At 68.2% G+C, this 22492-nt stretch carries 23 protein-coding genes; 15 read left to right on the top strand and 8 right to left on the bottom strand.

Features of this window, described 5'->3' with window-relative positions; translation table 11 throughout:
- Positions 1-18: 18 nt before the first annotated feature.
- A complete protein-coding gene (locus tag AB0I43_RS08745; protein ID WP_356976918.1) occupies positions 19-1239 on the top strand; it encodes an acyl-CoA dehydrogenase family protein in 1221 nt (406 codons plus the stop codon).
- Between the two features lie 27 nt (positions 1240-1266).
- Here AB0I43_RS08745 and AB0I43_RS08740 read toward each other — a convergent pair whose 3' ends face one another.
- Positions 1267-1866, bottom strand: coding sequence for a TetR/AcrR family transcriptional regulator (locus AB0I43_RS08740; RefSeq protein ID WP_356976920.1), 600 nt, complete (start codon positions 1864-1866; stop codon positions 1267-1269).
- 80 nt (positions 1867-1946) lie between these two features.
- Here AB0I43_RS08740 and AB0I43_RS08735 point away from each other — a divergent pair, with 80 nt between their 5' ends.
- Positions 1947-2342 carry a nuclear transport factor 2 family protein gene (locus AB0I43_RS08735; RefSeq protein WP_356976922.1) on the top strand — a complete coding sequence of 132 codons (396 nt, stop codon included), beginning with the start codon at positions 1947-1949 and terminating at the stop codon, positions 2340-2342.
- A 1-nt stretch (position 2343) separates the two neighbouring features.
- On the opposite strand, the gene AB0I43_RS08730 is transcribed toward AB0I43_RS08735, so the two are convergent.
- From AB0I43_RS08730 to AB0I43_RS08720, 3 genes are read right to left on the bottom strand one after another with little or no spacing between them, the layout of a single operon-like run.
- Positions 2344-2949 carry a hypothetical protein gene (locus AB0I43_RS08730; protein ID WP_356976924.1) on the bottom strand — a complete coding sequence of 202 codons (606 nt, stop codon included), beginning with the start codon at positions 2947-2949 and terminating at the stop codon, positions 2344-2346.
- Between the two features lie 48 nt (positions 2950-2997).
- Positions 2998-3462, bottom strand: coding sequence for a T6SS immunity protein Tdi1 domain-containing protein (locus AB0I43_RS08725; RefSeq protein ID WP_356976925.1), 465 nt, complete (start codon positions 3460-3462; stop codon positions 2998-3000).
- 27 nt (positions 3463-3489) lie between these two features.
- Positions 3490-4281 carry an AraC family transcriptional regulator gene (locus AB0I43_RS08720; protein ID WP_356976926.1) on the bottom strand — a complete coding sequence of 264 codons (792 nt, stop codon included), beginning with the start codon at positions 4279-4281 and terminating at the stop codon, positions 3490-3492.
- A 66-nt stretch (positions 4282-4347) separates the two neighbouring features.
- On the opposite strand from AB0I43_RS08720, the gene AB0I43_RS08715 reads away from it, so the two are divergent.
- The 8 genes from AB0I43_RS08715 to AB0I43_RS08680 all read left to right on the top strand — a co-directional run bounded on the left by AB0I43_RS08715 (position 4348) and on the right by AB0I43_RS08680 (position 13763).
- Entirely contained in the window at positions 4348-4755 is a 408-nt protein-coding gene (locus tag AB0I43_RS08715; protein ID WP_356976928.1) for a DUF3224 domain-containing protein, read from the top strand.
- Positions 4756-4807: 52 nt separating this feature from the next.
- Positions 4808-5317 (top strand): winged helix-turn-helix domain-containing protein, encoded by a 510-nt coding sequence (locus AB0I43_RS08710; protein ID WP_356976930.1) that lies wholly within the window; start codon positions 4808-4810, stop codon positions 5315-5317.
- A gap of 144 nt (positions 5318-5461) precedes the next feature.
- On the top strand, positions 5462-6145 hold the full coding sequence (locus AB0I43_RS08705) for a hypothetical protein (protein ID WP_356976932.1): 684 nt from the start codon (positions 5462-5464) through the stop codon (positions 6143-6145).
- A gap of 203 nt (positions 6146-6348) precedes the next feature.
- The gene (locus AB0I43_RS08700) at positions 6349-6765 is read left to right on the top strand and encodes a helix-turn-helix transcriptional regulator (RefSeq protein ID WP_356977030.1); all 417 of its coding nucleotides are present in this window, start codon (positions 6349-6351) and stop codon (positions 6763-6765) included.
- A 106-nt stretch (positions 6766-6871) separates the two neighbouring features.
- Positions 6872-8497: an acyl-CoA synthetase gene (locus AB0I43_RS08695; protein ID WP_356976934.1), complete on the top strand. Its 1626-nt coding sequence runs from the start codon at positions 6872-6874 to the stop codon at positions 8495-8497.
- A 186-nt stretch (positions 8498-8683) separates the two neighbouring features.
- A complete protein-coding gene (locus AB0I43_RS08690) occupies positions 8684-10324 on the top strand; it encodes an acyl-CoA synthetase (protein WP_356976936.1) in 1641 nt (546 codons plus the stop codon).
- 384 nt (positions 10325-10708) lie between these two features.
- Complete coding sequence (locus tag AB0I43_RS08685) at positions 10709-11272, top strand: hypothetical protein (RefSeq protein WP_356976938.1); 564 nt, start codon at positions 10709-10711, stop codon at positions 11270-11272.
- A gap of 1129 nt (positions 11273-12401) precedes the next feature.
- Positions 12402-13763: a PepSY domain-containing protein gene (locus AB0I43_RS08680; protein WP_356976940.1), complete on the top strand. Its 1362-nt coding sequence runs from the start codon at positions 12402-12404 to the stop codon at positions 13761-13763.
- 47 nt (positions 13764-13810) lie between these two features.
- Here AB0I43_RS08680 and AB0I43_RS08675 read toward each other — a convergent pair whose 3' ends face one another.
- Both AB0I43_RS08675 and AB0I43_RS08670 read right to left on the bottom strand, forming a co-directional pair.
- Complete coding sequence (locus AB0I43_RS08675) at positions 13811-14059, bottom strand: hypothetical protein (protein ID WP_356976942.1); 249 nt, start codon at positions 14057-14059, stop codon at positions 13811-13813.
- A gap of 12 nt (positions 14060-14071) precedes the next feature.
- Positions 14072-15784 carry a sodium:solute symporter family protein gene (locus AB0I43_RS08670; protein ID WP_356977032.1) on the bottom strand — a complete coding sequence of 571 codons (1713 nt, stop codon included), beginning with the start codon at positions 15782-15784 and terminating at the stop codon, positions 14072-14074.
- Between the two features lie 386 nt (positions 15785-16170).
- Between AB0I43_RS08670 and AB0I43_RS08665 the strand changes: the two genes are divergently transcribed.
- Genes AB0I43_RS08665 through AB0I43_RS08655 form a run of 3 tightly spaced genes read left to right on the top strand, consistent with a single transcriptional unit; the run spans position 16171 to position 18951 of the window.
- A complete protein-coding gene (locus AB0I43_RS08665; RefSeq protein WP_356976943.1) occupies positions 16171-16767 on the top strand; it encodes a pyruvoyl-dependent arginine decarboxylase in 597 nt (198 codons plus the stop codon).
- Between the two features lie 43 nt (positions 16768-16810).
- Positions 16811-17347: a hypothetical protein gene (locus AB0I43_RS08660; protein WP_356976944.1), complete on the top strand. Its 537-nt coding sequence runs from the start codon at positions 16811-16813 to the stop codon at positions 17345-17347.
- On the top strand, positions 17347-18951 hold the full coding sequence (locus AB0I43_RS08655) for a GGDEF domain-containing protein (protein WP_356976945.1): 1605 nt from the start codon (positions 17347-17349) through the stop codon (positions 18949-18951). Before AB0I43_RS08660 ends, AB0I43_RS08655 begins: the two co-directional genes overlap by 1 nt.
- A 9-nt stretch (positions 18952-18960) precedes the next feature.
- Here AB0I43_RS08655 and AB0I43_RS08650 read toward each other — a convergent pair whose 3' ends face one another.
- Positions 18961-19407, bottom strand: coding sequence for a DUF6319 family protein (locus tag AB0I43_RS08650; RefSeq protein WP_356976946.1), 447 nt, complete (start codon positions 19405-19407; stop codon positions 18961-18963).
- A 532-nt stretch (positions 19408-19939) separates the two neighbouring features.
- Here AB0I43_RS08650 and AB0I43_RS08645 point away from each other — a divergent pair.
- Positions 19940-20407 carry a hypothetical protein gene (locus AB0I43_RS08645; protein WP_356976948.1) on the top strand — a complete coding sequence of 156 codons (468 nt, stop codon included), beginning with the start codon at positions 19940-19942 and terminating at the stop codon, positions 20405-20407.
- On the opposite strand, the gene AB0I43_RS08640 is transcribed toward AB0I43_RS08645, so the two are convergent.
- Positions 20404-21015, bottom strand: a complete 612-nt coding sequence (locus AB0I43_RS08640; RefSeq protein ID WP_356977034.1) for a TetR/AcrR family transcriptional regulator — start codon at positions 21013-21015, stop codon at positions 20404-20406. The genes AB0I43_RS08645 and AB0I43_RS08640 overlap by 4 nt on opposite strands.
- Before the next feature lie 106 nt (positions 21016-21121).
- Here AB0I43_RS08640 and AB0I43_RS08635 point away from each other — a divergent pair, with 106 nt between their 5' ends.
- Positions 21122-22492, top strand: a complete 1371-nt coding sequence (locus tag AB0I43_RS08635) for an NAD(P)-binding domain-containing protein (protein ID WP_356976949.1) — start codon at positions 21122-21124, stop codon at positions 22490-22492.

Here is a 22492-nt window from a genome sequence, read left to right as displayed (position 1 = left end):
CTTCCAGGAGACTTCCTCATGATCAACCTCGAACTCCCCAAGAAGCTGCGGGCCAGTGCCAATCAGGCGCATCAGGTCGCGCAGGAGATCTTCCGCCCGATCTCGCGCAAGTACGACCTCGGTGAGCACGACTACCCGGTCGAGCTGGACACCATGGCGGCCATGGTGGAGGGCCTCGCCGATTCGGGCACGCAGAAGATCGGCGGCGCGGCCGGCGGTCGTTCCGACGACGACGAGCACGCCACCGAGCTGCTCGGAAACAGCAACGGCGGCAACATGTCCGCGCTGCTGAACGCCCTGGAGACCTCCTGGGGCGACGTCGGCCTGATGCTGTCGATCCCCTACCAGGGCCTGGGCAACGCCGCCATCGCCGCGGTCGCGACCGACGAGCAGCTGGAGCGGTTCGGCAAGGTGTGGGCGGCCATGGCCATCACCGAGCCGTCCTTCGGCTCGGACTCGGCCGCGGTCACCACCACCGCGGTGCGCGACGGCGACGAGTGGGTGCTCAACGGCGAGAAGATCTTCGTCACCGCCGGTCAGCGCTCCACCCACATCGTGGTGTGGGCGACGGTGGACAAGAGCCTGGGCCGCGCGGCGATCAAGTCGTTCGTCGTGCCGCGGGACGCTCCGGGTCTGTCGGTGGCGCGGCTCGAGCACAAGCTCGGCATCAAGGCCTCCGACACCGCGGTGCTGCTGCTGCAGGACTGCCGGATCCCCGCCGACAACATTCTCGGCAGCCCGGAAGTCAACGTGGAGAAGGGTTTTGCCGGGGTCATGCAGACCTTCGACAACACCCGTCCACTGGTGGCCGCGATGGCCGTCGGTGTCGCCCGTGCCGCTCTCGAGGAGCTGCGGGCGATCCTGACCGCCGCCGGTGTCGAGATCTCCTACGACATCCCGGCCAACAACCAGCACGCCGCCGCGGCCGAATTCCTGCGCATGGAAGCCGATTACGAGTCGGCCTACCTGCTGTCGCTGCGCGCGGCGTGGATGGCCGACAACAAGAAGCCGAACTCGCTCGAGGCTTCGATGTCCAAGGCCAAGGCGGGCCGCACCGGCACCGACGTCACCCTCAAGGCCGTCGAGCTGGCCGGCACGATCGGCTACTCGCAGCACACCCTGCTGGAGAAGTGGGGCCGCGACTCCAAGATCCTCGACATCTTCGAGGGCACCCAGCAGATCCAGCAGCTGATCGTGGCGCGCCGGGTGCTCGGGAAGACCAGTGCCGAACTGAAGTGATCTGTTAGACAACGGAACCCGGTGCGCTCAGCGTGCCGGGTTCTTTTGTTTCGGTGCCAGGACGCGCAGCAGGGTGGTGGTGAAGGCGTGGTCGGCGGCAGCGGAAGTCATGCGGCCGCCGGTGTTTTCGTCGGCGGCCGCGTGGGCGAGCTGGATGGCGACAGTGGCGAGCCAGGGTGCGGGGAGGTCGTCGGTGAACTCGCCGGAGCGCTGGCCGCGGCGCAGGACGCGGGTGATGCGGTCCGCGACCTCGGCGTGCTGGTCGTGATCCTGACCAGGCGCGGCCGGTAGGGCGGCGAACTGTTGCAGCAGTACGGGATAGGGGGCCGCGCGGCGGGCGGCCGCGGCGAGCACACGGAGCAGGGCGTCGGCCGCCGGGCCGGTGTCGGGGTCGGCGTCGTCCATGGCGGCGACGGTCAGGTCGGTGAGGCGGGTTACCACCGCGCGCAGCAGGAGTTCGCGCGAGGGGAAGTGGGCGTAGACGGTTTGGCGGGTTACGTTCGCGGCGGCGGCGATCGTTTCGACGGCGGCGTCGGGGTGGTCGTTCAGGATGCGGGCGGCCGCGTCGAGGATCGCGGTGCGGCTGCGCTGGGCGTCGGCGCGCGGCTTGCGCTGGGACGGCGGCATTTATTTCTTACACCTTGTCAGAGTTTCCATGGATCTATATCTTACACATTGTAAGAGTTAACTGCTCGGTCAGGAGACCCATGCCCCTCTCCCCTACCACCGCCCCCGCGCGCTTCCTCGCCGACTTCTTCACCAGTTTCAACGAACAGCTGCTCGCCGACGACGCGGACCCGGCGGCCGTGGTGGACCGCTTCCACACGCCCGACATCGTGCAGATCGCGGACGGGCATCGGATCGACCGCGACAAGCTGATCGCGCACACCCGCCCGGTGCGCAAGAACCGGCCGAGCGGCCGCGTCGAGGTGCACGAAGCGTTCGGCGACAACGGCCGCATCGCGGCGCGCTACACCCTCGAGGTGCGGCAGCGGAACCAGGAGCTGGCCATCGAGGTGTACTTCTTCGGCGAGTTCACGCCGGACGGGCGTATGCGGCGCGCGCACATGCTCACCCGCACTCAGCCCGGAGGTGGATCGTGACTCACCGGCGTCTTTTCTGCGCCGGCTTGGCGCCGGGCGCAGCCGGGAACTGTTGTGGACTGTCCGGCGGCAGGGCGCGCCCGGCCATCGCCGCGGCGAACAGGACGACGCTGAAGATCGCGTACAGCACCGCCCAGCCCAGCCAGCCCCACCCGGCCGAGCTCGCACGGATGAGGCAGTAGATCGTCATCGCCGGGAGCAGGACCGCCGGGATCAGCAGCACCAAGCCCACCGCGCCGCCCAGGCCCCAGCGCCAGCGGGTGTCGAAGGCGCCGAGGGCCCGGCCGTCGATCCGCGCGATCGCGTCCAGCTGGTACTGGAAGTACTCCAGCCTGCGCTGGTTCACCGCGGCCGCCTTGCTCATGATCACCGCCAAGGTGACGAGCACCCACACCGGCAGCGGAACCAGCGCCACCAGCGACCCGCGGAAGGTCTCGGGATGGTTGGTGATCGAGGTGATCAGCACGCCGCTGAACGCGAAGACGATCGTGTACACCGCGACCACCCCGGCCTGGACCGCGCTGTCGCGTTGCATGGCGGCGGCGTACAGCGCCGTCAGCGCCGAGACCCGCACTGACGCGTCCGCCTGACGTTGGGCGTCGTCCACCCCAGGATTGAACCGAGCGCAGCGCGCCCGCACAAGGGGGAAAGGACCCTATTTGGGCGCGAGGATGTCCAGATCGACCGTCGCGCCGGGCGGCAGGTCGGCGATCTGCTGATGGATCTGGCCCGCGATGTTGACGCTCGCGACGAAATCGGTGACCTGCACGTTCGCGACCTCGAGCTCGCCGCCCAGGATCGGCGGGTGCGCGAAATCGTAGACCTCGTTCTCGGCCGGGACCAGGCCGGTCTCGGCGGTCGCGGCGGCCAGGCTGGCCAGCAGGTACTGCTCCATGCCGTCGGCGGTGTCCAGATCTTTCGCCAGGTCGTCGGCATTGTCCCACGGGCGGGTCAATTCCCCGTTCAGGGTGTCCAGCCACCATAGACCGTCGGCCGAGTCGAAGAAGACATCGCCGAAAATCGAGGCACACAGCGGCGTCTTATCCGCCAGGCCGATCCATTCCCAGGAGGCCAGCGCGGATTCGAATTGTTCGGTCGTGAACGACTTGATCAATTCCACGCCCACACCCTACAGACGATCTCTCGTTTAGCAACGATAGGCAGCGGGGGCGCGGCCAGTCGCGGATTTGAAGTCGCGAGCGAAATGGGCCTGGTCGGCGTAGCCGAGTTCGGCGGCCACGGTGGCCAGGTCCGCCTCGGCGGAATCGAGGCGTTGCGCGGCCTCGTGCAGGCGATAACGCTGTATCACCCATTTCGGCGAGACGCCGACATATTCGCGAAACAGCTTCTGCAGAGTGCGTTTTCCCAATCCGAAGCGGGCGGCGATGTCGTCGACCCGCAGAATTTCCCGATCGGCCAGTACCGCGTCGACGATCTCGTTGACCAGCGCTACCCCCGGAGCGGGCACGGAAATATGTTGGCGGACAAATTGTTCCGAAAATTCCCTGCGCTCGTCCGGGGTAACGGCGTCCGCGACGCGGGCGGCGAACACGTCGGCGGCGCCGCCGAAGATCTCCGTTCCCGGCACGACCCGGTCGGTCAGCGCGGCCACCGGCCGTCCGAGGACCGCGTGGAATCCGCCGGGCCGGAATGTGGTGCCGAAGATATCGCCGCTGCCCGCGAGCGCCTGCTCGAACCGGCCGCGCAATACGCCGTGCACGCGGCACACCCCGCTGTCGACCACGAGAATCACCGCGGGATGCGGCAGCACTTCGACCATATAGGGCTCCCGGTCGCCCAGGTCCCAGCGCACCGTCCAGTGGTGCGCGAGGACGGCGGCCAGGTCGGCCGCCACCGGGATAAACGACTCGCGATACAGCCCCGCACCGGCGTGCGGATCGAGCAGGCCGCGCGGCGGGGCCTCGGCGATCGGGTCCATCACCCCATTGTCCCCGCGTTCGCGTTTGTTCAAGACCACTCCCGTCGCCGGAAATACGGTCGGGGCATGAGCGAAACACTGACCGCCACCGGCACCATCGAATCGAAGTCCTGGGAGCAGGCCGAGTACGCGGGCCTGGACACACCGGGCCCGGCCCTGGCCACCGCGCAGGGCTTCGACCTCTATCGCGGCGATCTGGCGGGCGAGGCCGACTGGCGGGGCCTGATGTACAGCGCCCCGGACGGCAGCGGCACCTTCGACAGCCTCCAGCGCACCCGGGGCACCTTGCACGGGCGCACCGGAAGCTTCGTGCTGCGCATGTCCGGGACCTTCACCCCGACCGGCGATTCGCGCGCCGAATGGTCGATCGTGCCGGGCTCGGGCACCGGCGAGCTGGCCGGGATCTCCGGCGGTGGCGGCTACGAATCCAGCGCCGGGAACACCACCTACACCCTCACCTACCAGCGGGGATAGGGACGGAAACAAACCATTGCCCGAAGATACGTAGTTTCGTAATCTCGTACCCGTGGGCCTGGAAGAACGCGTCGCGGAGTTGGAGCGGCGGCTTGCGAAACTCGAAGCCGCACAGGAGATGCCGGTACAGATCGCGATACCGGTGGACGAGGAACTGTGGGCGCTGCACCGGCTGAAGCAGGAGTACGCCGCGGCGGACGAGCTGAACGGCGGCGTGCTGCTCACCGGATCGGTGCGACTACCTCCGGGTGAGCAGTACGGCTGGCAGAGCGGATTCAGCACCGACGATCTGCTCCTCGACGACGCCGACGAGGCCGCCGAATGCCTTGCCGCGCTCGGCAGTCCGGTGCGGCTGCGGCTGCTGCGCGCCATTCTCGCGGGTCGGCGCACCGCCGCCGAGCTGGCCGGCCTGCCCGAGGTCGGCACCTCCGGCCAGATCTACCATCACCTGCGTCAACTGGCTGCTGTCGGTTGGCTGCACACCGCGGGGCGCGGCCGTTTCGAAGTGCCCGCTTCCCGCGTCGTCCCACTTCTCGTGGCTTTGGCCAGTTCACGGCGCTGACCGGAGTAGCTGACAGGTCAGGTTTGCTCATCCGTTGCGACACAGGGGGTTACCGCACCACGCCCGGCCTATAACTTGGAAAAAGCCGTGCAGGGAGGTGGTGGGGTGGCCAACGACGCGCAACAACCGAGCGATGGCGGGCCCGTGCAGTTCGATCCCATGATCGAGGCTGCCGAACAGGAGCTCTTCGACCTGGTCGACGCGACGGGTTTCCGGGGTCCCGCCTGGGATGTCCTGGCGGACCGGCTGGTCCGCTACGGGCTGGTGGTGCTGACCGCCTGGCTACGGTCGGGCCACATCTTCGCCCAGACCGAAGGGATGGGCCGCGATCTGCATCCCTCCGTCCGGGAACGCCAGCTGGTCTCGGCGCGACTGAGCGAGGACCTGGTGAACGACACGGTCGCGGCGGCGCTGGTCAGTTTCCGGCGCAAAGCCCTGGCGGGCACCGGCTGGCGCCGGGACGGCGGGGCGAGTCTGTCGGCCTATTTCATCCGGTCCTGCCTCTACGCCTTCGTCGACGCCTTCCGAAGATACCGCCGCTCCGGCGAACTCTCCGAGACCTGCGTCGACTCGCTCGAGGAGTTTCCCGACTCGCGCAGCGGCCCCGACGTCGCCGAGACCGTGGTGAACCGCCGGGTGGTCTACCACCACCTGGCCGAGCTGTCCGAACGCGATCGGAATCTGGTCTGGGGCAAGGCCTCCGGCTACACCGCGGCCGAGATCGCGACACTGTTCGACTGGGCCTCGGCGAAGGCGGTCGAACGCCGCTGGGCGCGGCTGCGGCTCGAGCACACCTGGATCAACCGCCTCGCCGGAAAGGAGCAGTGATGACTCTCGACGACAACGCCGAGCGGGCGCGAGCCCTGCTCGAACGCTCCTCGGTCTGCGAATCCGCCACGCATCCAAGGCAATCGGCCGTTCCGAACGCGCGGGTGTCGCGGGTACGCCGCATGGCGGCCGCCTTGGAGGAGGTACACGCCGCCGGCAATGCGATCGCCTTCCTGGACGACCTGCCCGCGGCGAACAGCGCGCTGCCGCCGTTCAGCGCCCGGTTGAACAAGCTGTTCGAAACGGTACGCCCGCCCGGGCGCAACGCACACACCAACGCCGAGGTCGCGGCGGCGCTCACCGCGGCCGGTCATCCGATCTCCAAACCCTATCTGTCCCAGCTGCGTTCGGGGCGCCGTCGCAACCCGTCGGACGAGACGGTGGCCGCGCTGGCGCGCTTCTTCAAGGTCAAGCCGGATTACTTCTTCAACGACACCTACGCCGCGAAGGTCGACCACGATTTCGCGCTGCTGGCGCAGTTGCAGGGCTACGGGCTGCGCCGCCTGTCCAGCCGGGCCTTCGACCTGTCGCCCGAGTCCCAGCACCTGCTCACCAGCATGGCCGAGAAGCTGCGGGCCAGCGAGGGGCTGCCGCCGGTCCCCCCGGACGGAACAGAGTGAAGCCAACCGACCTCAGTTTGCTGTGACCTGGGCAACTCACTGCTACGGTGTGGGCGTCGAGACCGGGGCGCAAGCCTCGCGAGATTTCACCGTGGAGGGTGTACGCATGAAAGTGGCGCACGCACTGGAAGTCGTGAAAGCGCTGGGGGTTCTTCGCAAAAGGGGTGTCACCGATCCACGTAAGCCACTGGAGTCGCTGCGCACCGTCAAGGATTCCCAGGTGTTCGGCCCGCAGGCCACCGCGATCCGGCATTCGGCCCGCGTCGTGCCGGACAACCCGGGCCTGGTGGACGAGCGCGGCGAGCTGACCTGGAAGCAGCTCGACGACCAATCCAACGCCATCGCGCGGGGTTTGCAGGCCGCGGGGATCACCGCGGGCCAGGTGGTGGCGCTGCTCGCGCGCGATCACCGGGGCCTGATCCTGGCCATGGGCGCGGCGGGCAAGCTCGGCGTGCGCATCGCGCTGATGAACACCGGTTTCGCCAAGCCGCAGTTCGCCGAGGTCTGTGCCCGCGAGAAGGTCACGGCCGTGCTGCACGACAGCGAGTTCCTGGGCCTGCTCGACGCGCTGCCCGCCGATCTGCCGCGCTACCTGACCTGGGTCGACGAGGGCACCGAATTGCCCAGCGGCGCACAGACTCTCGATGATCTGGTGGCCGCCAACTCCAGCGAAGCGCTGCCCGCGCCGAAGGCGCCCGGCGGCTTCATCATCCTCACCAGCGGCACCACCGGCCTGCCCAAGGGCGCGCCGCGCAGCAAGATCACCCCGGTGGCGCCCGCCCAGCTGGCCGACCGGATCCCGTTCCCCAACCGGGGCACCATGGTGATCGTCTCGCCGATCTTCCACAGCACCGGCCTGGCCACCTGGATGCTGGCCGGGTCCATCGGCAACAAGGTGGTGGTGCGCCGCCGCTTCGACGCCGAGGCCACCCTGAAGATGCTGTCCGACCACAAGGCCGAGATGCTGGTCGCGGTGCCGACCATGCTGCACCGCATGGTCGAGCTGCCCGCGGAGGTGCGCGCCAAGTACGACCTGTCCGCGCTGAACGCCATCGTGCTGGCCGGCTCCGCGCTCGCGCCCGAACTGTGTGTCAAGGCCACCGAGACGTTCGGTCCGGTGCTCTACAACCTGTACGGCTCCACCGAATGCGCCGTCGCCACGGTCGCCAACCCGGAGGAACTGGCACTGGCCCCCGGCACGGTCGGCCGCGCGCCGGTCACCTGCGAGGTGCGGCTCTACGACGACAACGATCAGCGGGTGCACGGCGCCGGCACCACCGGGCGCATCTTCATCCGCTCCGGCGCGCCCTTCGAGGGCTACACCGACGGCCGGCACAAGCAGATCATCGACGGCTACATGTCCAGCGGCGACGTCGGCCACTTCAACGAGCACGGCCTGCTCATGGTGGACGGCCGCGACGACGACATGATCGTCTCCGGCGGCGAGAACGTCTTCCCGCAGGAGGTGGAGAACCTGCTGCTGGAGCGGCCGGACGTGTTCGACGTCGCGGTGATCGGCGTGGACGACGTGGAGTTCGGCAAGCGCCTGCGCGCCTTCGTCGTTCCGGAACCGGGGCACAGCCCCGAGGCCGACGACATCAAGAACCACGTCCGCGACAATCTGGCGCGTTACAAGGTGCCGCGCGATGTGATCTTCCTGGACGACCTGCCGCGCAACCCGACCGGCAAGCTGCTGCGCCGCGTCCTGGTGGAATACGAGGTCAAGGGGTAGAAACCCGGCGAAGGCCCCGCACGGTGTGCGGGGCCTTCGTGCTGCCTGAGATACGTGACACACCCCGTCACAGTTGCTTGCTATTGTTAGCACCAGCACTGGATCTCGATGTTGCGGTCTACACCACTCCGCACTGGTCTGCCCCGAGTCGGCTCGCTGAGTGGGATCGCGGAAGGTTGTTTCTCGATGTCACTGTCCGGCACCGCCCGCAAGGTGGGCGACCTAGCCTCCGGCGTCAACGTCATGCGCAAGCGGGGGCTCTTCAATCCCCTCCGCCTCGATCACGCCGCCAAGTCCGCGATCAACGTCCTGAAGTTCGGCCCGTTCGCCGGTGTCGTGATGCACGCCGCGCAGAGCACGCCGCAGGCCGCCGCCATCGTCGACGAGCGCGGTGAGCTCACCTACGGCCAGCTCGACGAGCAGTCCAGCGCGCTGGCCCGCGGCCTGGCCGCGCAGGGCCTGCAGCCCGGTGACGTGATCGCCCTGCTGGCGCGCGACCACCGCGGCATGGTGCTGAGCCTGCTCGCCGCCGGCAAACTCGGGGTGCGCGCGGTCCTGATGAACACCGGTTTCGCCAAGCCGCAGTTCGCCGACGTCGCCACCCGCGAAAAGGTCAAGGCGGTGCTGCACGACAGCGAGTTCTTCGACCTGATGAGCGCCATCCCCGCCGAGATCCCGCGGGTGCTCACCTGGGTGGACGCCAAGGACAACGCCGACCCCTCGATTCCCACCCTCGAGTCGGTGTCTGCGGGCCAGTCCACGGCGACCTACCCCGCGCCGGAGAAGCCGGGCGGCATGATCATCCTGACCAGCGGCACCACCGGCACCCCCAAGGGCGCGCCGCGGGACCGCGTCAGCCCGATCGCCTCCGCGCAATTCCTGGACCGGGTACCGCTGCCGCGCGGCGGCACCATGCTGATGGCCGCGCCGATCTTCCACGGCACCGGCCTGTCCCAGTTCACCCTCGGGCTGGCCCTGGGCAACCGGGTCGTCTTCCAGCAGCGCCGCTTCGATCCCGAGGGCACGCTGGCCAATATCCAGAAGCACCGGGCGGATTCGCTGATCGTGGTGCCGACGATGCTGCAGCGCATCCTCGATCTGCCCGAGGACGTGCTGGCCAAGTACGACCCGAGCAGCATCAAGGTGATCTTCGCGGCCGGGTCCGCCATCGCGCCCGACGTGGTCACCCGCAGCCTGGACTACTTCGGCGACTCCCTCTACAACCTCTACGGCTCCACCGAGTGCGCGGTCATGACCGTCGCCAACCCGGCCGAGCTGCGCAAGTCCCCGACCACGGCGGGCAAGCCGCCGGTCGGCATCCGCATCGCGCTGCTGGACGAGAACCGCAAGCCGATCACCGCGCCGAACGTCACCGGCACCATCTTCGTGGACAACGGTTTCGCCTTCTCCGGCTACACCGACGGCCGCAACAAGGAGATGGTCGGCACCCTGATGTCGAGTGGGGATGTGGGCCACTTCGACGCCGACGGCCTGCTCTACATCGACGGCCGCGACGACGACATGATCGTCTCCGGCGGTGAGAACGTCTTCCCGCTCGAGGTGGAGAACCTGATCGCGGGCCGCGAGGACATCTTCGAGGCCGCGGTGGTCGGCGTGGACGACCGCGAATACGGCAAGCGCCTGCGCGCGGTCGTGGTGCCCAGCCCCGAGTCCAAGCGGGACCCGCAGGAGATCAAGGATTACGTCAAGGCCAACCTGGCCCGGTACAAGGTGCCGCGCGAGGTGATCTTCCTCGACGAGCTGCCGCGCAACGCGACCGGCAAGCTGCTGCGCAAGCCGCTGATCGAAATGGAAGTCGAAGCCTGATCTTCCGCTGCCACAGCGCCCGTGCTCGTTCGAGCGCGGGCGCTGTCGCGTCTGCGGGGCCCGGCACTTAGTGCGTCCCACTCTGAGCGACAACCCTCGACGTTGGTTCAGGGTTGTCGCTCAGAGTGGGACGACAGCAGGCACCGGCTGCGGCAGCGCTGCGCCAGATAGGCCGAGTCACACTGCGACCTGAAACATTCCGACGGTGACGGTGCGGAGAACTGGGGTTCGCGCTCGATTCCGCAGCTTCGAGTCCGATCGGACGGGCAGCGCGCGGGGCAAGGCCGGCCGAACTATTTCCGGCCGGAAACTCGTGGGTTATGCAGGTTTCGCGGTTTCGTCCGGACGGGATTTCGGCCAGGCGTGGTCCGTTATCATCAGCGGGTGAAAATCGAGTTCGGCCGTACCGTCGCGGGGTCCCGCGACGCCGTCGCGCGGGTGCGCGGCGCGGCGGCCGGATCGATTTCGGGGACCGTCTCGATCGCCGCGCACGGCTGGGCTTCGGGCGGTATGGCTCCGGAGGGCAGCACGCTGATGCTGCTCGCCGCCGCGTCGGCCGTGATCGGCGCGCTCGTAGCGGGCATCGCTCCCCTGCGTGACACCTCCGGCGGATTGATCGCCGCGCTGGTCGCGGGTCAGCTGCTCGGGCACTGCACGATGGGCGTCAGCTCGGGGCACATGCAGCACGGAGATGCCCAGCTGACTCCGGCCATGCTCACCGCGCACGTCGCCGCCGCCGTCCTGGCCGCGTTCGTCATCCGCGGTGCGGAAGCGACCTACCGGATCGGCACCGCGGTGCTGTCCCGGGTGCTGCCGGCGCTCGTCCGCGCACCCGCGATCCCGGAACCCGCCCCGCTCCGCACCACCCATCGCGACCGCGTCATCCTGCGCGTCCTCGCGGCCGAAACCCTGCGAACCCGGGGCCCGCCGCTCACCGCCCGCCTCTGACTTCCCCCACACCCGAGCCCTGCCCGGCGATTCCTCTCCGTCCGCGCCACCGTCCGCCTGGTGACTACGCATCACGAGATCACGGCCGGTGATTCGCACCGCCAGTGACGACCAATGATGCGCACCACCAAGCACATCGAGGTCCGGCACAGCCAGCCACGTTCCGTGGTGGGTGCACCAACGGTCACGACCAGTGGTGGCACACCAGCGGTTCCGCACCGCAGTCGCAGCCAGCGATGCACGCCACACACCCGTGACAACGCACCCGCCGGCCGCAAGCGGCAATGCACACCGGCGCCAGCGCATCACCAGCTGCAATCTGCGATGCACAACGTCGGAGGCGTGCCCGCCTGCCGCGACCAGTGGCAGTACGCCAGCGGTTCCACACCACCAGGTGCGACCGGCGACGCACACCGCAAAGCACAGCGGTATCGCACTCGCCAGCCGCGACCAGTGGTGGCGCACCAGCGGTCCACACCGCTAGTCACGGCCAGCGGCGCACACCGCAGAGCACAGCGGTAACGCACCCGCCAACCGCGACCAGTGGTGGCGCACCAGCGGTCCACACCGCTAGTCACGGCCAGCGACGCACACCGCAAAGCACAGCGGTAACGCACCCGCCAACCGCGACCAGTGGTGGCACACCAGCGGTTCCACACCACCAGTCACGACCAGCGACACGCACCGCAAAGCATTCCAGCGGTCCGTACTCGCCGGCCGCGACCGGCGACACGCACCGCCAAGTGCGCATGCGGTCTCGGACCGTCGACCGCAACCGGTGAGCACCGCGACAAAGGCGGTGCGGTGCGGCCGACGGCAACCGGTGACGCACCGCGACACAGGCGGACCGCACCACCAACCGCGACCGATGCGCACCGCCACACCAGCGGACCGCACCACCAACCGCGACCGGAGACGCACACCGCCTGGGCAGCCCCCGCGCCGACAACGCGCGGCCGTACACAGGCGCCCCCTGCCACGGGGGCGCCCGGGTGTCCCCACCTGACGAAGCGAAAAGACAATGAGCACAACGGAAACCCTCCCCGCCGACCCATCGGCGAACCCGCCCGAGCCTGCCCCCACCGCCCCGCCCAGACCCACGTCCCGCAATGGCTTGCAAGCCTTGGCGATGCGACTGCATTTCTACGCGGGCGTGTTCGTCGCGCCCTTCATCCTGATCGCCGCCGTCACCGGCGCGCTCTACGCGATCTCCCCGACCCTGGAGAACCTCACCGCCCGCGACCTGTTGCAGGTCGAGCCGAGCGGCCCGGTCAAGCCGCTGTCCGAACAGGTCGGCGCAGCCGTGCGGACCCTGCCGGATCTGTCCCTCGTCGCGGTCTCCCCCGCGCCCGGCGCCCGCGACACCACCCGGGTGCTCTTCAACGACCCGACTCTGGGCGAGTCCGAGCGGCGCGCGGTGTTCGTCGATCCGTACACCGCGCAGCCGGTCGGGGAATCCGTCGTCTACGGCAGTTCGGGCGCGCTGCCGCTCCGCACCTGGATCGACCAGTTGCACCGCAGCCTGCACCTGGGTGAACCCGGGCGGCTCTACGCCGAACTCGCGGCGTCCTGGCTGTGGGTGATCGCGCTCGCGGGCCTGGTGCTGTGGTGGCGGCGGGTGCGCGCCCGACGCGGGCGCAACTCGGCGGGCTGGCTGCTGGCGCCGGATCGTTCCAAGACCGGTCGCGCCGCCACGATGAACTGGCACGGCGCGGTCGGCCTGTGGGTGCTGCCGCTGTTGCTGCTGCTGTCGGCGACCGGCATGACCTGGTCCACCTACGCCGGCGCGAACGTCACCGCCCTGCGCGAGCAGCTGAGCTGGGTGACCCCGGCGGTGAGCACGGCGTTGCCCGGATCCGCCGCGCCCGCACCGGCTTCCGGCGGTGACCACCAGCACGCCGGTCACGAGGCCCCGAAGCCGGAGAACCCGCAGGAGCGGATCGCTCAGCTCGATCGCGCGTATGCCGTGGCCCGCGCCGCGGGCATCACCCAGGGCGCGGAGATCGGCATCCCGGCCAAGCCCGGCCAGGCGTTCACCGTGAAGGAGCGGCGTCTGCCCGGCACCTACACGGTCGACGCGGTCGCCGTGGACGGCGGCACCGGTCAGATCACCGACCGGCTGCCCTACGCCGACTGGCCGCTGATGGCCAAGCTGACCAACTGGGGCATCGCCTTCCACATGGGTCTGCTCTTCGGCCTGCCGAACCAATTGCTGCTGCTCGCCGCGATGCTCGGCCTGATCTTCGTGATCGGCTACGGCTACCGCATGTGGTGGCAGCGCCGGCCCACCCGCGGTGCCGGGCGGTTCGCCGTCGGGCGGCCGCCGCGCCGCGGCGTGCTGCGCAAGACCTCGCCCTGGCTCGCGGCTCCGCTGCTGCTCGGCGCGATCGCCGTGGGCTGGTTCGCGCCGCTGCTCGGCTGGAGCCTGGTGGCGTTCCTGGTCGTCGACGTGGTGGTCGGCCTGACCCGGCGCGTGCGCGGCACTACCTGATCCGTATACGCGAAAGCCCCGCTCCGAGCGGGGCTTTCGTCTGCGGACTACTGCTTGTCGAGAGGATCGTCGTCGGCTGCCGCCTGCACCTGGTCGGGAACGACCGGACGCAGCACGGCCCAGGCGATGAACAGCACCCCGACGACGAGCATGCCGATCCCCGCCCAGAGGTTGATGTTCCAGTCACCGGTCTTGGCCTTCTCGGCGGCCGTGTCGGCGACCAAACCGGTGACGACCAGGATGACGCCGTAGATGGCCAGCAGCGCGCCGACGATGGTGCGGATGTCGAAAAGCATTGCGAGGCTCCTTTATCCGGCGAGCACGTTGAGGAGGATGACCAGCACCAGCGCGATGCCCGCGAGCAGGACGGGGCGCTGGTACCAGGGCAGCGTGTCCTGCTCGGGATCGGTGCGCATCTCCTCCGGCGTCTCGGAGTAGACCAGCCCGACCAGCTCACTGGCGGGCTTCGGCTGGGTCACCATGGTGACGACCACGCTGACCACGATGTCGACGACGAAGGCGACGCCCGCGGCGACGAAGCTGGCGCCCTGCCCGGACAGCGTGAACACCCCGTTCTCGTGCATCAGGAACACCGCGACCGCGGACAGGGTTCCGAAAACCAGGCCCATCCAGCCGGCGGTGGGCGTCATCCGCTTCCAGAACATGCCGAGGATGAACGTCGCGAACAGCGGGGCATTGAAGAAGCTGAACAGCGTCTGCAGGTAGTCCATGATGTTGCTGAAGTTGCCGGCGATCATCGCGGTGAAGATCGCGGCGACGGTGGCGCCGACGGTGGCGAGGCGGCCGACGGTCAGGTAGTAGCCGTCGGGCTTCTCCTTGACCACGTACTGCTGCCACAGGTCGAAGCTGAACACGGTGTTGAACGCGGAGATATTGGCGGCCATGCCCGCCATGAACGCGGCCAGCAACCCCGCCAGGCCGACGCCCAGGAGCCCGTTGGGCAGCACCTCTTTCATCAGATACAGCAGCGCGTCGTTGTATTTGACGTCCCCGCTGTAGTCCGGGTCCGCAGCCTTGGCGGCCTTGAACTCCGCCATCTGCGGCACCAGCACCGCGCTGATCATGCCGGGGATCACCACGATCAGCGGGATGAACATCTTCGGGTAGGCGCCGATGATGGGCGTGCGGCGCGCCGCGGAGATCGAGTGCGTGGCCAGCGCGCGCTGCACCTCGACGAAGTTGGTGGTCCAGTAGCCGAACGACAGCACGAAGCCGAGGCCGAACACGATGCCCAGCACCGACAGGAAGTTGTCGGTGAATCCGCTGAGCTCGTTGCCCGGCCACGAGCTCAGCTGGGCGGCGCCGCCGGGCGAGTCGGTCACCTTGTCCTTCAGCCCGTCCCAGCCGCCGACCCGGTGCAGGCCGACCAGCGTGAGCGGCAGCAGCGCCGCGACGATCACGAAGAACTGCAACACCTCGTTGTAGATCGCGGCCGAGAGCCCGCCGAGGGTGATGTAGGACAGCACGATCACCGCGGCCACGATCACCGAGACCCACAGCGGCCAGCCGAGCAGCACGTTGACGATGGAGCCGAGCAGGTACAGGTTCACGCCCGCGATCAGCACCTGCGCGATCGCGAAGCTCAGCGCGTTCACCAGGTGCGCGCCGGTACCGAAGCGCCGCCGCATGAACTCGGGCACGCTGCGCACCTTGGAGCCGTAGTAGAACGGCATCATCACCACGCCGAGGAACAGCATGGCCGGTACCGCGCCGATCCAGAAGTAGTGGAACGTCGGGAACCCGTACTGGGCGCCGTTGGCCGACATGCCCATGATCTCCACGGCGCCCAGGTTGGCGGAGATGAAGGCCAGGCCGGTCACCCAGGCGGGCAGCGATCGCCCGGACAGGAAGAAGTCGATGCTCGACGAGACCCGGGAGCGGGCCAGCAGGCCGATCCCCAGGACGAAGACGAAGTACAGGGCGACCACGACGTAGTCGATGGGTGCCGCGTCCAAGCGCAGCTGATCCGCGGCTAGCAGCTGCCCGTTCGCGGCGGCCACGGACACGGATGAATCGGCAAGCGGCACAGCGTCGTCCCTCCTGGCGGTGAAACCCGGCGTCGAGCAGGTCCTGCGACTGGCGGTTCGCCGGACATTGTCGGCTGCCCTCTACTGTGCGCGCCCGCGCCGCGCCGCAAGACCACATTCGCAGATAAACCTGGTCAGTTGCTTAATCCGGCCCGGCCGTTCGAACACCTGATCCAGAGAGTGATCTATCCCACACGAAAACCCCACGGCAGCAACGACATCGGGGTCTATCCAAGCGACACGCCGGGTAACCATTGGATTCTCCGACTCCCCGTGCGCGATCGCGGCGCGTACCGCAGAGTCATTTTGACGCAAAAACGACCTGCAAAATAGGTCGGCTGGTTCCGCGGGAGGGCACTATGATTCACACAACCCCACGCAGCGGCTTACTCGGGCTGCAGTGGATCGATCGACGACTACGCCCGCCCCTCGGCCGGATTCGCGCGATGCACGCCGGCGCGCCGACCGAACACGGGGCCCCACTGACGATCGAGATCGGCGCCGCGACCGGGGTCGGGCCGACGGCCATGTCTGCCTTCGATGCGGCACTGCGGGAACTGGGAGTCGGTGATGCGAATTTGATCCGGTTGTCCTCGGTGATTCCGCCACGCGCCGTACTGGAGCGCGGTGACCGGGTCCGAAAGCCGATCGCCTGGGGTGATCGGCTCTATTGTGTGTATGCGGTGCAACATGCGTCCGAGGCCGGGGAGTCCGCGGCCGCAGGCATCGGCTGGGTACTGCGCGATGACGATTCCGGCGCAGGGCTTTTCGTGGAACACGAGGCGGAGACCGCCGAGGAGGTCGAGCATTTGATCCGGACCAGTCTGCACGATATGACGGCCAATCGTCCCGAGAGTTTCGGGCCCGTCCAGTTGACGATCACCCAGACCGAGAGCACCGGCGATCCGGCCTGCGCACTGGTCCTGGCCGCATACCACACCACCCCCTGGAACTGAGATGGGTGGAGCGCAATTACCGCACGTCACCATAGAAACCTCGATGACCGAGGATCGGATCCAGCAGTTCCACAAACTCTACGAGGACTCCTTCGGACCGATGCGCACCCGGGCCATTGCCCGCCATGTACTGCATCCCGAGGAATTCCGGGCCGAGATGCTCGACCCCCGGATCCAGAAACATGTGGCGCGCACCGATACCGGTGAACCGATAGGTATCACGACGCTGACCAACCATCTGGTGACAGTGCCGTGGATCAGTCCGGACTATTTCGCCGCACGATTTCCTGAACACGCGGCCCGAAACGCGATTTACTATGTGGGTTTCACTCTCGTGACCCCAAGTGCGCGACAAGGGGCCGCTTTTCATGCCATGATCAAATCAGCTGTCCAGGTTTTGGTGACCGAGCGCGCAGCGGTCGGTTGGGACATCTGCTCGTACAACAACACTCAGCGATCGCTCATCGACCGCATGCGGGCGATGCTCGATCAGGAGGCGAACGTCGAAGTCGCGGTGGAGGATTCACAAACTTACTACACCGCGCTGTTCACCGAGGATGGAGCGACCAAGGGGGGCTGATGACAGTCAGCGAAGAGCAGCCGACGAGCGTACCGTTCCCCTTCGCCATGCCGTGGTGCGCGCTGTGCGCACTGGGCACGGCCGCGCTGATCGCGGTCCCGCTGTTCGTCGAGTCCGCGGCGCTGGCACTGGTGAGCATGCTGGTCGTGGTGGGCGGCGCGCAGTTCATGATCGCCGTCGGCCTGCGCCGGCACCGGCCCGCGCAACCGCTGCCCTGGTATCTGATCTCGGTCTCGGCCCTGCTGTCGGCCCTGGGCACCGCGCTGCGCGAGTTCACCGCGAACGGCGCCAGCCCCTTCGACGACATCTTCACCCTGGCGGGCTATTTCGGGATCGGTGTGGCCGCGACGCTGTGGCTGCGTCCCCGTCAGGTCCGCGGCAACTACGATCTGCTGCTCGATTCCACCCTGATCGGCCTCGGCGCTCTACTGGCCTCCTGGACGTTCCTGATCTCGCCGATTCTCCAGGTGGGCGCGACCACCCTGAATACCGTCGCCGCCGCGGTCTATCCGGTGCTGGACGCGCTGCTGCTCACCCTGGTCGCGCACTCGGTGGCGACCTCCACCCGCTCGGAAACGTCCCTGCGGTTACTGCACCTGGCGTTGTTCGCCGTGCTGCTCGGCGATCTGGGCTACAGCCTGGATACCGTCGGCACCGCCGCCATCGGGCACGAGGTGCTGGTCACGCCGTTGCTGGTGGGGTACGCGACCGTCGGATTCGCCGCCCTGCATCCGACCATGACGGCCATCGGCGGGCAGCGCCGCATCCATCCCCACCATTCCCGGCAGCGCGCCAGTTTCATCGCGGTCGCGTTGATCGTGGCCTCGCTGGTGCCGGTGGTCGGTTCCAGCCTGGGAGCCTTCGATCGGATCGTCGTCTCGTCCCTGTTCGCGCTGCTGCTGATCGGCGTCCTGGTGCGCAGCGAACGCGCGATCCAGCGCAGCCAGCGCAGCGAACGGCGCGCGCAGTACCAGGCCGATCACGACCTGCTCACCGGACTGCTGAACCGCTCGGCCCTGCTGCGCGCCCTCAATCGCAACAGCGAGCACTGGGCCGGGCAACCGCTGTGCCTGTTGTTCATCGACCTGGACGGGTTCAAGGGCGTCAACGACAGTTACGGCCACGCGGTCGGCGACGAGTTGATCGCCAACGCCGCCTCCCGGATCCGGCGCGTGGTGCGCCGCGACGACGTGGTCGCCCGCTACGGCGGCGACGAGTTCGTGGTGCTCGCGCCGCTGGGCCGGCAGGAGGCCGCCATGCTGGCCGAGCGCCTGCTGGGCGCGTTCGTGCGCCCCTTCGAGCTGAGCGCGGGCGAGGTGCCGATCACCACCAGCGTCGGATTGGCCTGCACCGGGCCACGCACCTCCGACGCCAGCATCTACGACCTGATCCGGGAAGCCGACTCGGCGATGTACCACGCCAAGGAGTACTCGCTCGGGTACGCCTTCCACGACGATGTGCGCCACGGCAACCCACCGGCCAGCACCTGGAAGACGCAGCCGCACACCCGCCGCAGTGCCGCCGCGCCCGCGACACCGCCGCCGGCCGAGGCCGGACGCCGCAGTTGGCGCCCGGCCGACCGGACAACGAGTACCGCCGTCTAGACCACCGGCTCAGTCGGCGAGTTCGTCGAGCAGCCGCCGGGCCTGCTCGAGTTCGGCCTGCAGCACGGCCACCTTCTGCTCCTGCACCTGCCGGGCCGCGTCCAGAATGCCCGCGACCACCTCGGCGACCTCGGGGTGCAGGATCTTGGCGGCCTGGGCCACCGCGGAACTCTGCACCGGCAGGCCGCGCACCGTGCGCTTCTTGCCGTTGATCACCTCGACGGTCCATTCGCCGTCGGAGGTGCCGTTCAGCGTCACGGTGACCTCGGGAGCCTTGGCCTTGCGCACCGCGGTCGACTTCACCGGCTTGGCCGCCGGCTTCGCCGCGCCCTTGGCCTCGCCGCCCGCCTCGCTCGGCTCGGGCTGCGCGGCAATCGGTTTCACCGGCTCCGCCGCGGGGGCGGGGACGGGGGCGGGCTGGTTCGCGACGCTCGTCATGGTCGACGGCTGGGTCACTGGGGATTCCTTCCTGGTTGTCGACTTCGGCTGAGCAGTTCTCGAGCTGGCCGCCGCCTTCTCGGGATTGCGCGGCGGCTTGGTCAACGTCACTTCGGTGGGAGAGAAGGACAGTACATCTTTCGACCCGGTCGGCCGGACCTGCAGGAAATCTCCGTCGGCCGGGTCGCCTAGCGCCACGACTTTCCCGGACCGGCCCTCCGGCACGCCCACCGCGGCAGCGGTGAACCACACCATCGGTGGCCGACCGCCCGCGATGTCCGTGGCGATCTGCTCAATCTCCGTGTCCGACAATGGCTTGGGCTTGGTCTTGGGGGACGGCATGGTGCACTCCGAGCGGTTTCGTATCTGAGGGCGGTTCGTCATTAAAGGCTGCGTGCACAGATGATGCCGCACCGTACCGACAGATTTGCACCGCGTTGCCAAATCGAGCAATCGCAGCGGTGCCCGAAGGTTTGCCGACGCGCACGTCCCCAGGTTTAGCAAACTCTGAGTTACATTCAGCTCGACCCGCAGACCGCAGGAGGAGCCCATGCGCAGACTCGTCGTCGTCACACTCTGCACCGCCCTCGCGATCCCGGCGCTGACCGCCTGTCAGCGCGACCGGCTCGACGTCGGCCGGTCGGCCGAGCTGGCCGGGCGGCCCGAGGGCGGCGAGAGCCACCACCCGGCCTCACAGGCGCCCACGCCGGTGCCACCGCCGGCCGTCCGGGTGGTGAACTGCCTGAGCCGACCGCAGATCCGGCCCGCCGACATCGTGCTCACCTGCGCCGATCGCAACATGATCATCGACCGGATCACCTGGGACGGCTGGACCGAAGCGACCGCGTTCGGTCGCGGCATGGAATCGCGCAGCAGTTGCCACCCGGATTGCGGCACGGCGCCACGGCTGTCGTTTCCGGTTGCCGTCGAACTCTCGAACCCGATCGACGGCCTCTTCACCACCCTCACCAAGACGCCGGACGGCGGTGTTCCGGAGGTCCTGCCAATTCCCCGCTAACGCGGTGCCTGTAACGCAGGGAACCAGATATCACTGAGCACCTCCGCCGCCTGCGCCGCGGTGACATCGATGGTGCCCTGCATGGCCCAGCGGGTGAAGAACCGTTCCAATTGGGCCACAAGCAGTTCCACCCGCAGCCGGGCCTCGTCCTTGCGATCGGCGGGCCAGCGCGCCAGATACGAGGTCATGGCGTTGGGCAGCGCCAGAATCCCCTGCTTGGCGATCTCCCGGAATTCCGGCTCCAGCGCGGTCGCCTCGTCCCAGGCGGGCAGCAGGTCCTTGTACTCCTGGAACCACTCGATGGCGCGCGTCATCCAGCCGGTGAACTCCGCGCGCGAGCCGGTGTCGAGCACCCGGTCCAGATCCTCGTAGAAGTGCAGCGCGCTGGGCGCGGTGCTCTGCTCGGCGACGGCGCGCAAGACCTCCAGCTTGCTCGCGAAGTGCAGATAGAACGTGGCGCGGCTGCAGCCGACCGCGGCGGCGATGTCGTCGACCCGGACCGACGCGTAACCCTGGGTGCTGAACAGGACTTTCGCGCCCTCGATCAATTTGGCTCTGGTCAGGGATTTCTGCTCGTCGCGCAGGCTCGGCTTCACCACACTGGACATCATGTCATTCACTAGACAGTGCGTCTACCCAGTGTTACGTTGTTGCCTACGTCACTCCGGAGCCCAGGGCTACCGGTGACGGCGGCTTTCAGATGAGGATCACGTTTTGACTTCACAGAACCTCCCCCGGGTGTGCGTCATCGGCGCCGGCCCCTCCGGGATCACCGCGGCGAAACGCCTGCAGGAGCACGGCATTCCGTTCGACTGCTTCGAGGCCTCCGACGAGGTCGGCGGCAACTGGTATTTCAAGAACCCGAACGGGATGTCGGCCTGCTACCAGAGCCTGCACATCGATACCTCCAAGTGGCGCTTGGCTTTCGAGGACTATCCAGTGCCCGCGGACTGGCCGGATTTCCCGCACCACTCGCAACTGTTCGAGTACTTCAAGAACTACGTCGACCACTTCGGCCTGCGTCCGAAGATCCACTTCGACACCAAGGTGACCGCCGCCGAGCGGCAGGACGACGGCGCGTGGCTGATCACCACCAGCGACGGGCGCACCCGCGGCTACGACGCCCTGATCGTCTGCAACGGACATCACTGGGACCCCCGGATCCCGGACTACCCCGGCGAATTCGACGGCGTGCTGCTGCACAGCCACGCCTACAACGACCCCTTCGACCCGGTCGACATGCGCGGCAAGAGGATCGTCGTGGTCGGGATGGGCAACTCCGGCCTCGACATCGCCTCGGAGCTCTCGCAGCGCTTCCTCGCCGCGAAGCTCACCGTCTCGGCGCGGCGCGGGGTCTGGGTGCTGCCCAAGTACGTGCACGGCGCGGTCGGCGACAAGGCGAGCGTGCCCGCCTGGATCCCCCGGAAGGTCGGCCTGAAACTAAAGCAGCGGTTCGTGCGAAAGTTCCGCGGCGACATGGAGTTCTACGGTCTGCCCAAGCCCGACCACAAGCCGTTCGAGGCGCACCCCTCGGCCAGCGAGGAATTCCTGCACCGCGCCGGCTGCGGCGACATCTCGTTCAAACCGGCGATCACCGCGCTGGAGGGTCCGCGTGTGCGCTTCGCCGACGGCAGCACCGAGGAGGTGGACGTGATCGTCTGTGCCACCGGCTATCACATCAGCTTCCCGTTCTTCACCGACCCGGAGCTGGTGCCCGACGGCGACAATCGCCTGCCGCTGTTCAAGCAGATGATGAAGCCCGGCGTGGACAACCTGTTCTATCTCGGCCTGGCACAACCACTTCCGACGCTGGTGAACTTCGCCGAACAGCAGAGCAAGCTGGTCGCGGCCTATCTCACCGGCCGGTACCTGCCGCCCGACCCGGCGGAGATGCGCGCCGCCGTCGCGGCCGACGAGCGCACGAAGCGTGAGCGCTACTACAACTCGCCGCGGCACACCATCCAGATCGAGTTCGAGCCCTACGTGCGGGACATGGTCAAGGAGATGAAGCGAGGCGCCAAGCGCGCCGCCGCGGCGGGCAACACCCTGCCGGTCCCCGCCCGCGTCCTGGAAACGACGGAGTAG

The sequence above is a fragment of the Nocardia sp. NPDC050435 genome (assembly GCF_040655395.1).
Classification (GTDB): Bacteria; Actinomycetota; Actinomycetes; order Mycobacteriales; family Mycobacteriaceae; genus Nocardia.
Note: the sequence above shows the minus strand (reverse complement) of the source record. Positions and strands in the feature narration are given on the sequence as shown.

Coding starts and splice junctions, on each gene's coding strand:
- AB0I43_RS08745 (WP_356976918.1), top strand. CDS start 19: ATGATCAACCTCGAACTCCCCAAGAAGCTGCGGGCCAGTGCCAATCAG.
- AB0I43_RS08740 (WP_356976920.1), bottom strand. CDS start 1,866: ATGCCGCCGTCCCAGCGCAAGCCGCGCGCCGACGCCCAGCGCAGCCGC.
- AB0I43_RS08735 (WP_356976922.1), top strand. CDS start 1,947: ATGCCCCTCTCCCCTACCACCGCCCCCGCGCGCTTCCTCGCCGACTTC.
- AB0I43_RS08720 (WP_356976926.1), bottom strand. CDS start 4,281: ATGGACCCGATCGCCGAGGCCCCGCCGCGCGGCCTGCTCGATCCGCAC.
- AB0I43_RS08715 (WP_356976928.1), top strand. CDS start 4,348: ATGAGCGAAACACTGACCGCCACCGGCACCATCGAATCGAAGTCCTGG.
- AB0I43_RS08695 (WP_356976934.1), top strand. CDS start 6,872: ATGAAAGTGGCGCACGCACTGGAAGTCGTGAAAGCGCTGGGGGTTCTT.
- AB0I43_RS08690 (WP_356976936.1), top strand. CDS start 8,684: ATGTCACTGTCCGGCACCGCCCGCAAGGTGGGCGACCTAGCCTCCGGC.
- AB0I43_RS08680 (WP_356976940.1), top strand. CDS start 12,402: ATGCGACTGCATTTCTACGCGGGCGTGTTCGTCGCGCCCTTCATCCTG.
- AB0I43_RS08675 (WP_356976942.1), bottom strand. CDS start 14,059: ATGCTTTTCGACATCCGCACCATCGTCGGCGCGCTGCTGGCCATCTAC.
- AB0I43_RS08665 (WP_356976943.1), top strand. CDS start 16,171: ATGATTCACACAACCCCACGCAGCGGCTTACTCGGGCTGCAGTGGATC.
- AB0I43_RS08660 (WP_356976944.1), top strand. CDS start 16,811: ATGACCGAGGATCGGATCCAGCAGTTCCACAAACTCTACGAGGACTCC.
- AB0I43_RS08655 (WP_356976945.1), top strand. CDS start 17,347: ATGACAGTCAGCGAAGAGCAGCCGACGAGCGTACCGTTCCCCTTCGCC.
- AB0I43_RS08645 (WP_356976948.1), top strand. CDS start 19,940: ATGCGCAGACTCGTCGTCGTCACACTCTGCACCGCCCTCGCGATCCCG.
- AB0I43_RS08640 (WP_356977034.1), bottom strand. CDS start 21,015: ATGTCCAGTGTGGTGAAGCCGAGCCTGCGCGACGAGCAGAAATCCCTG.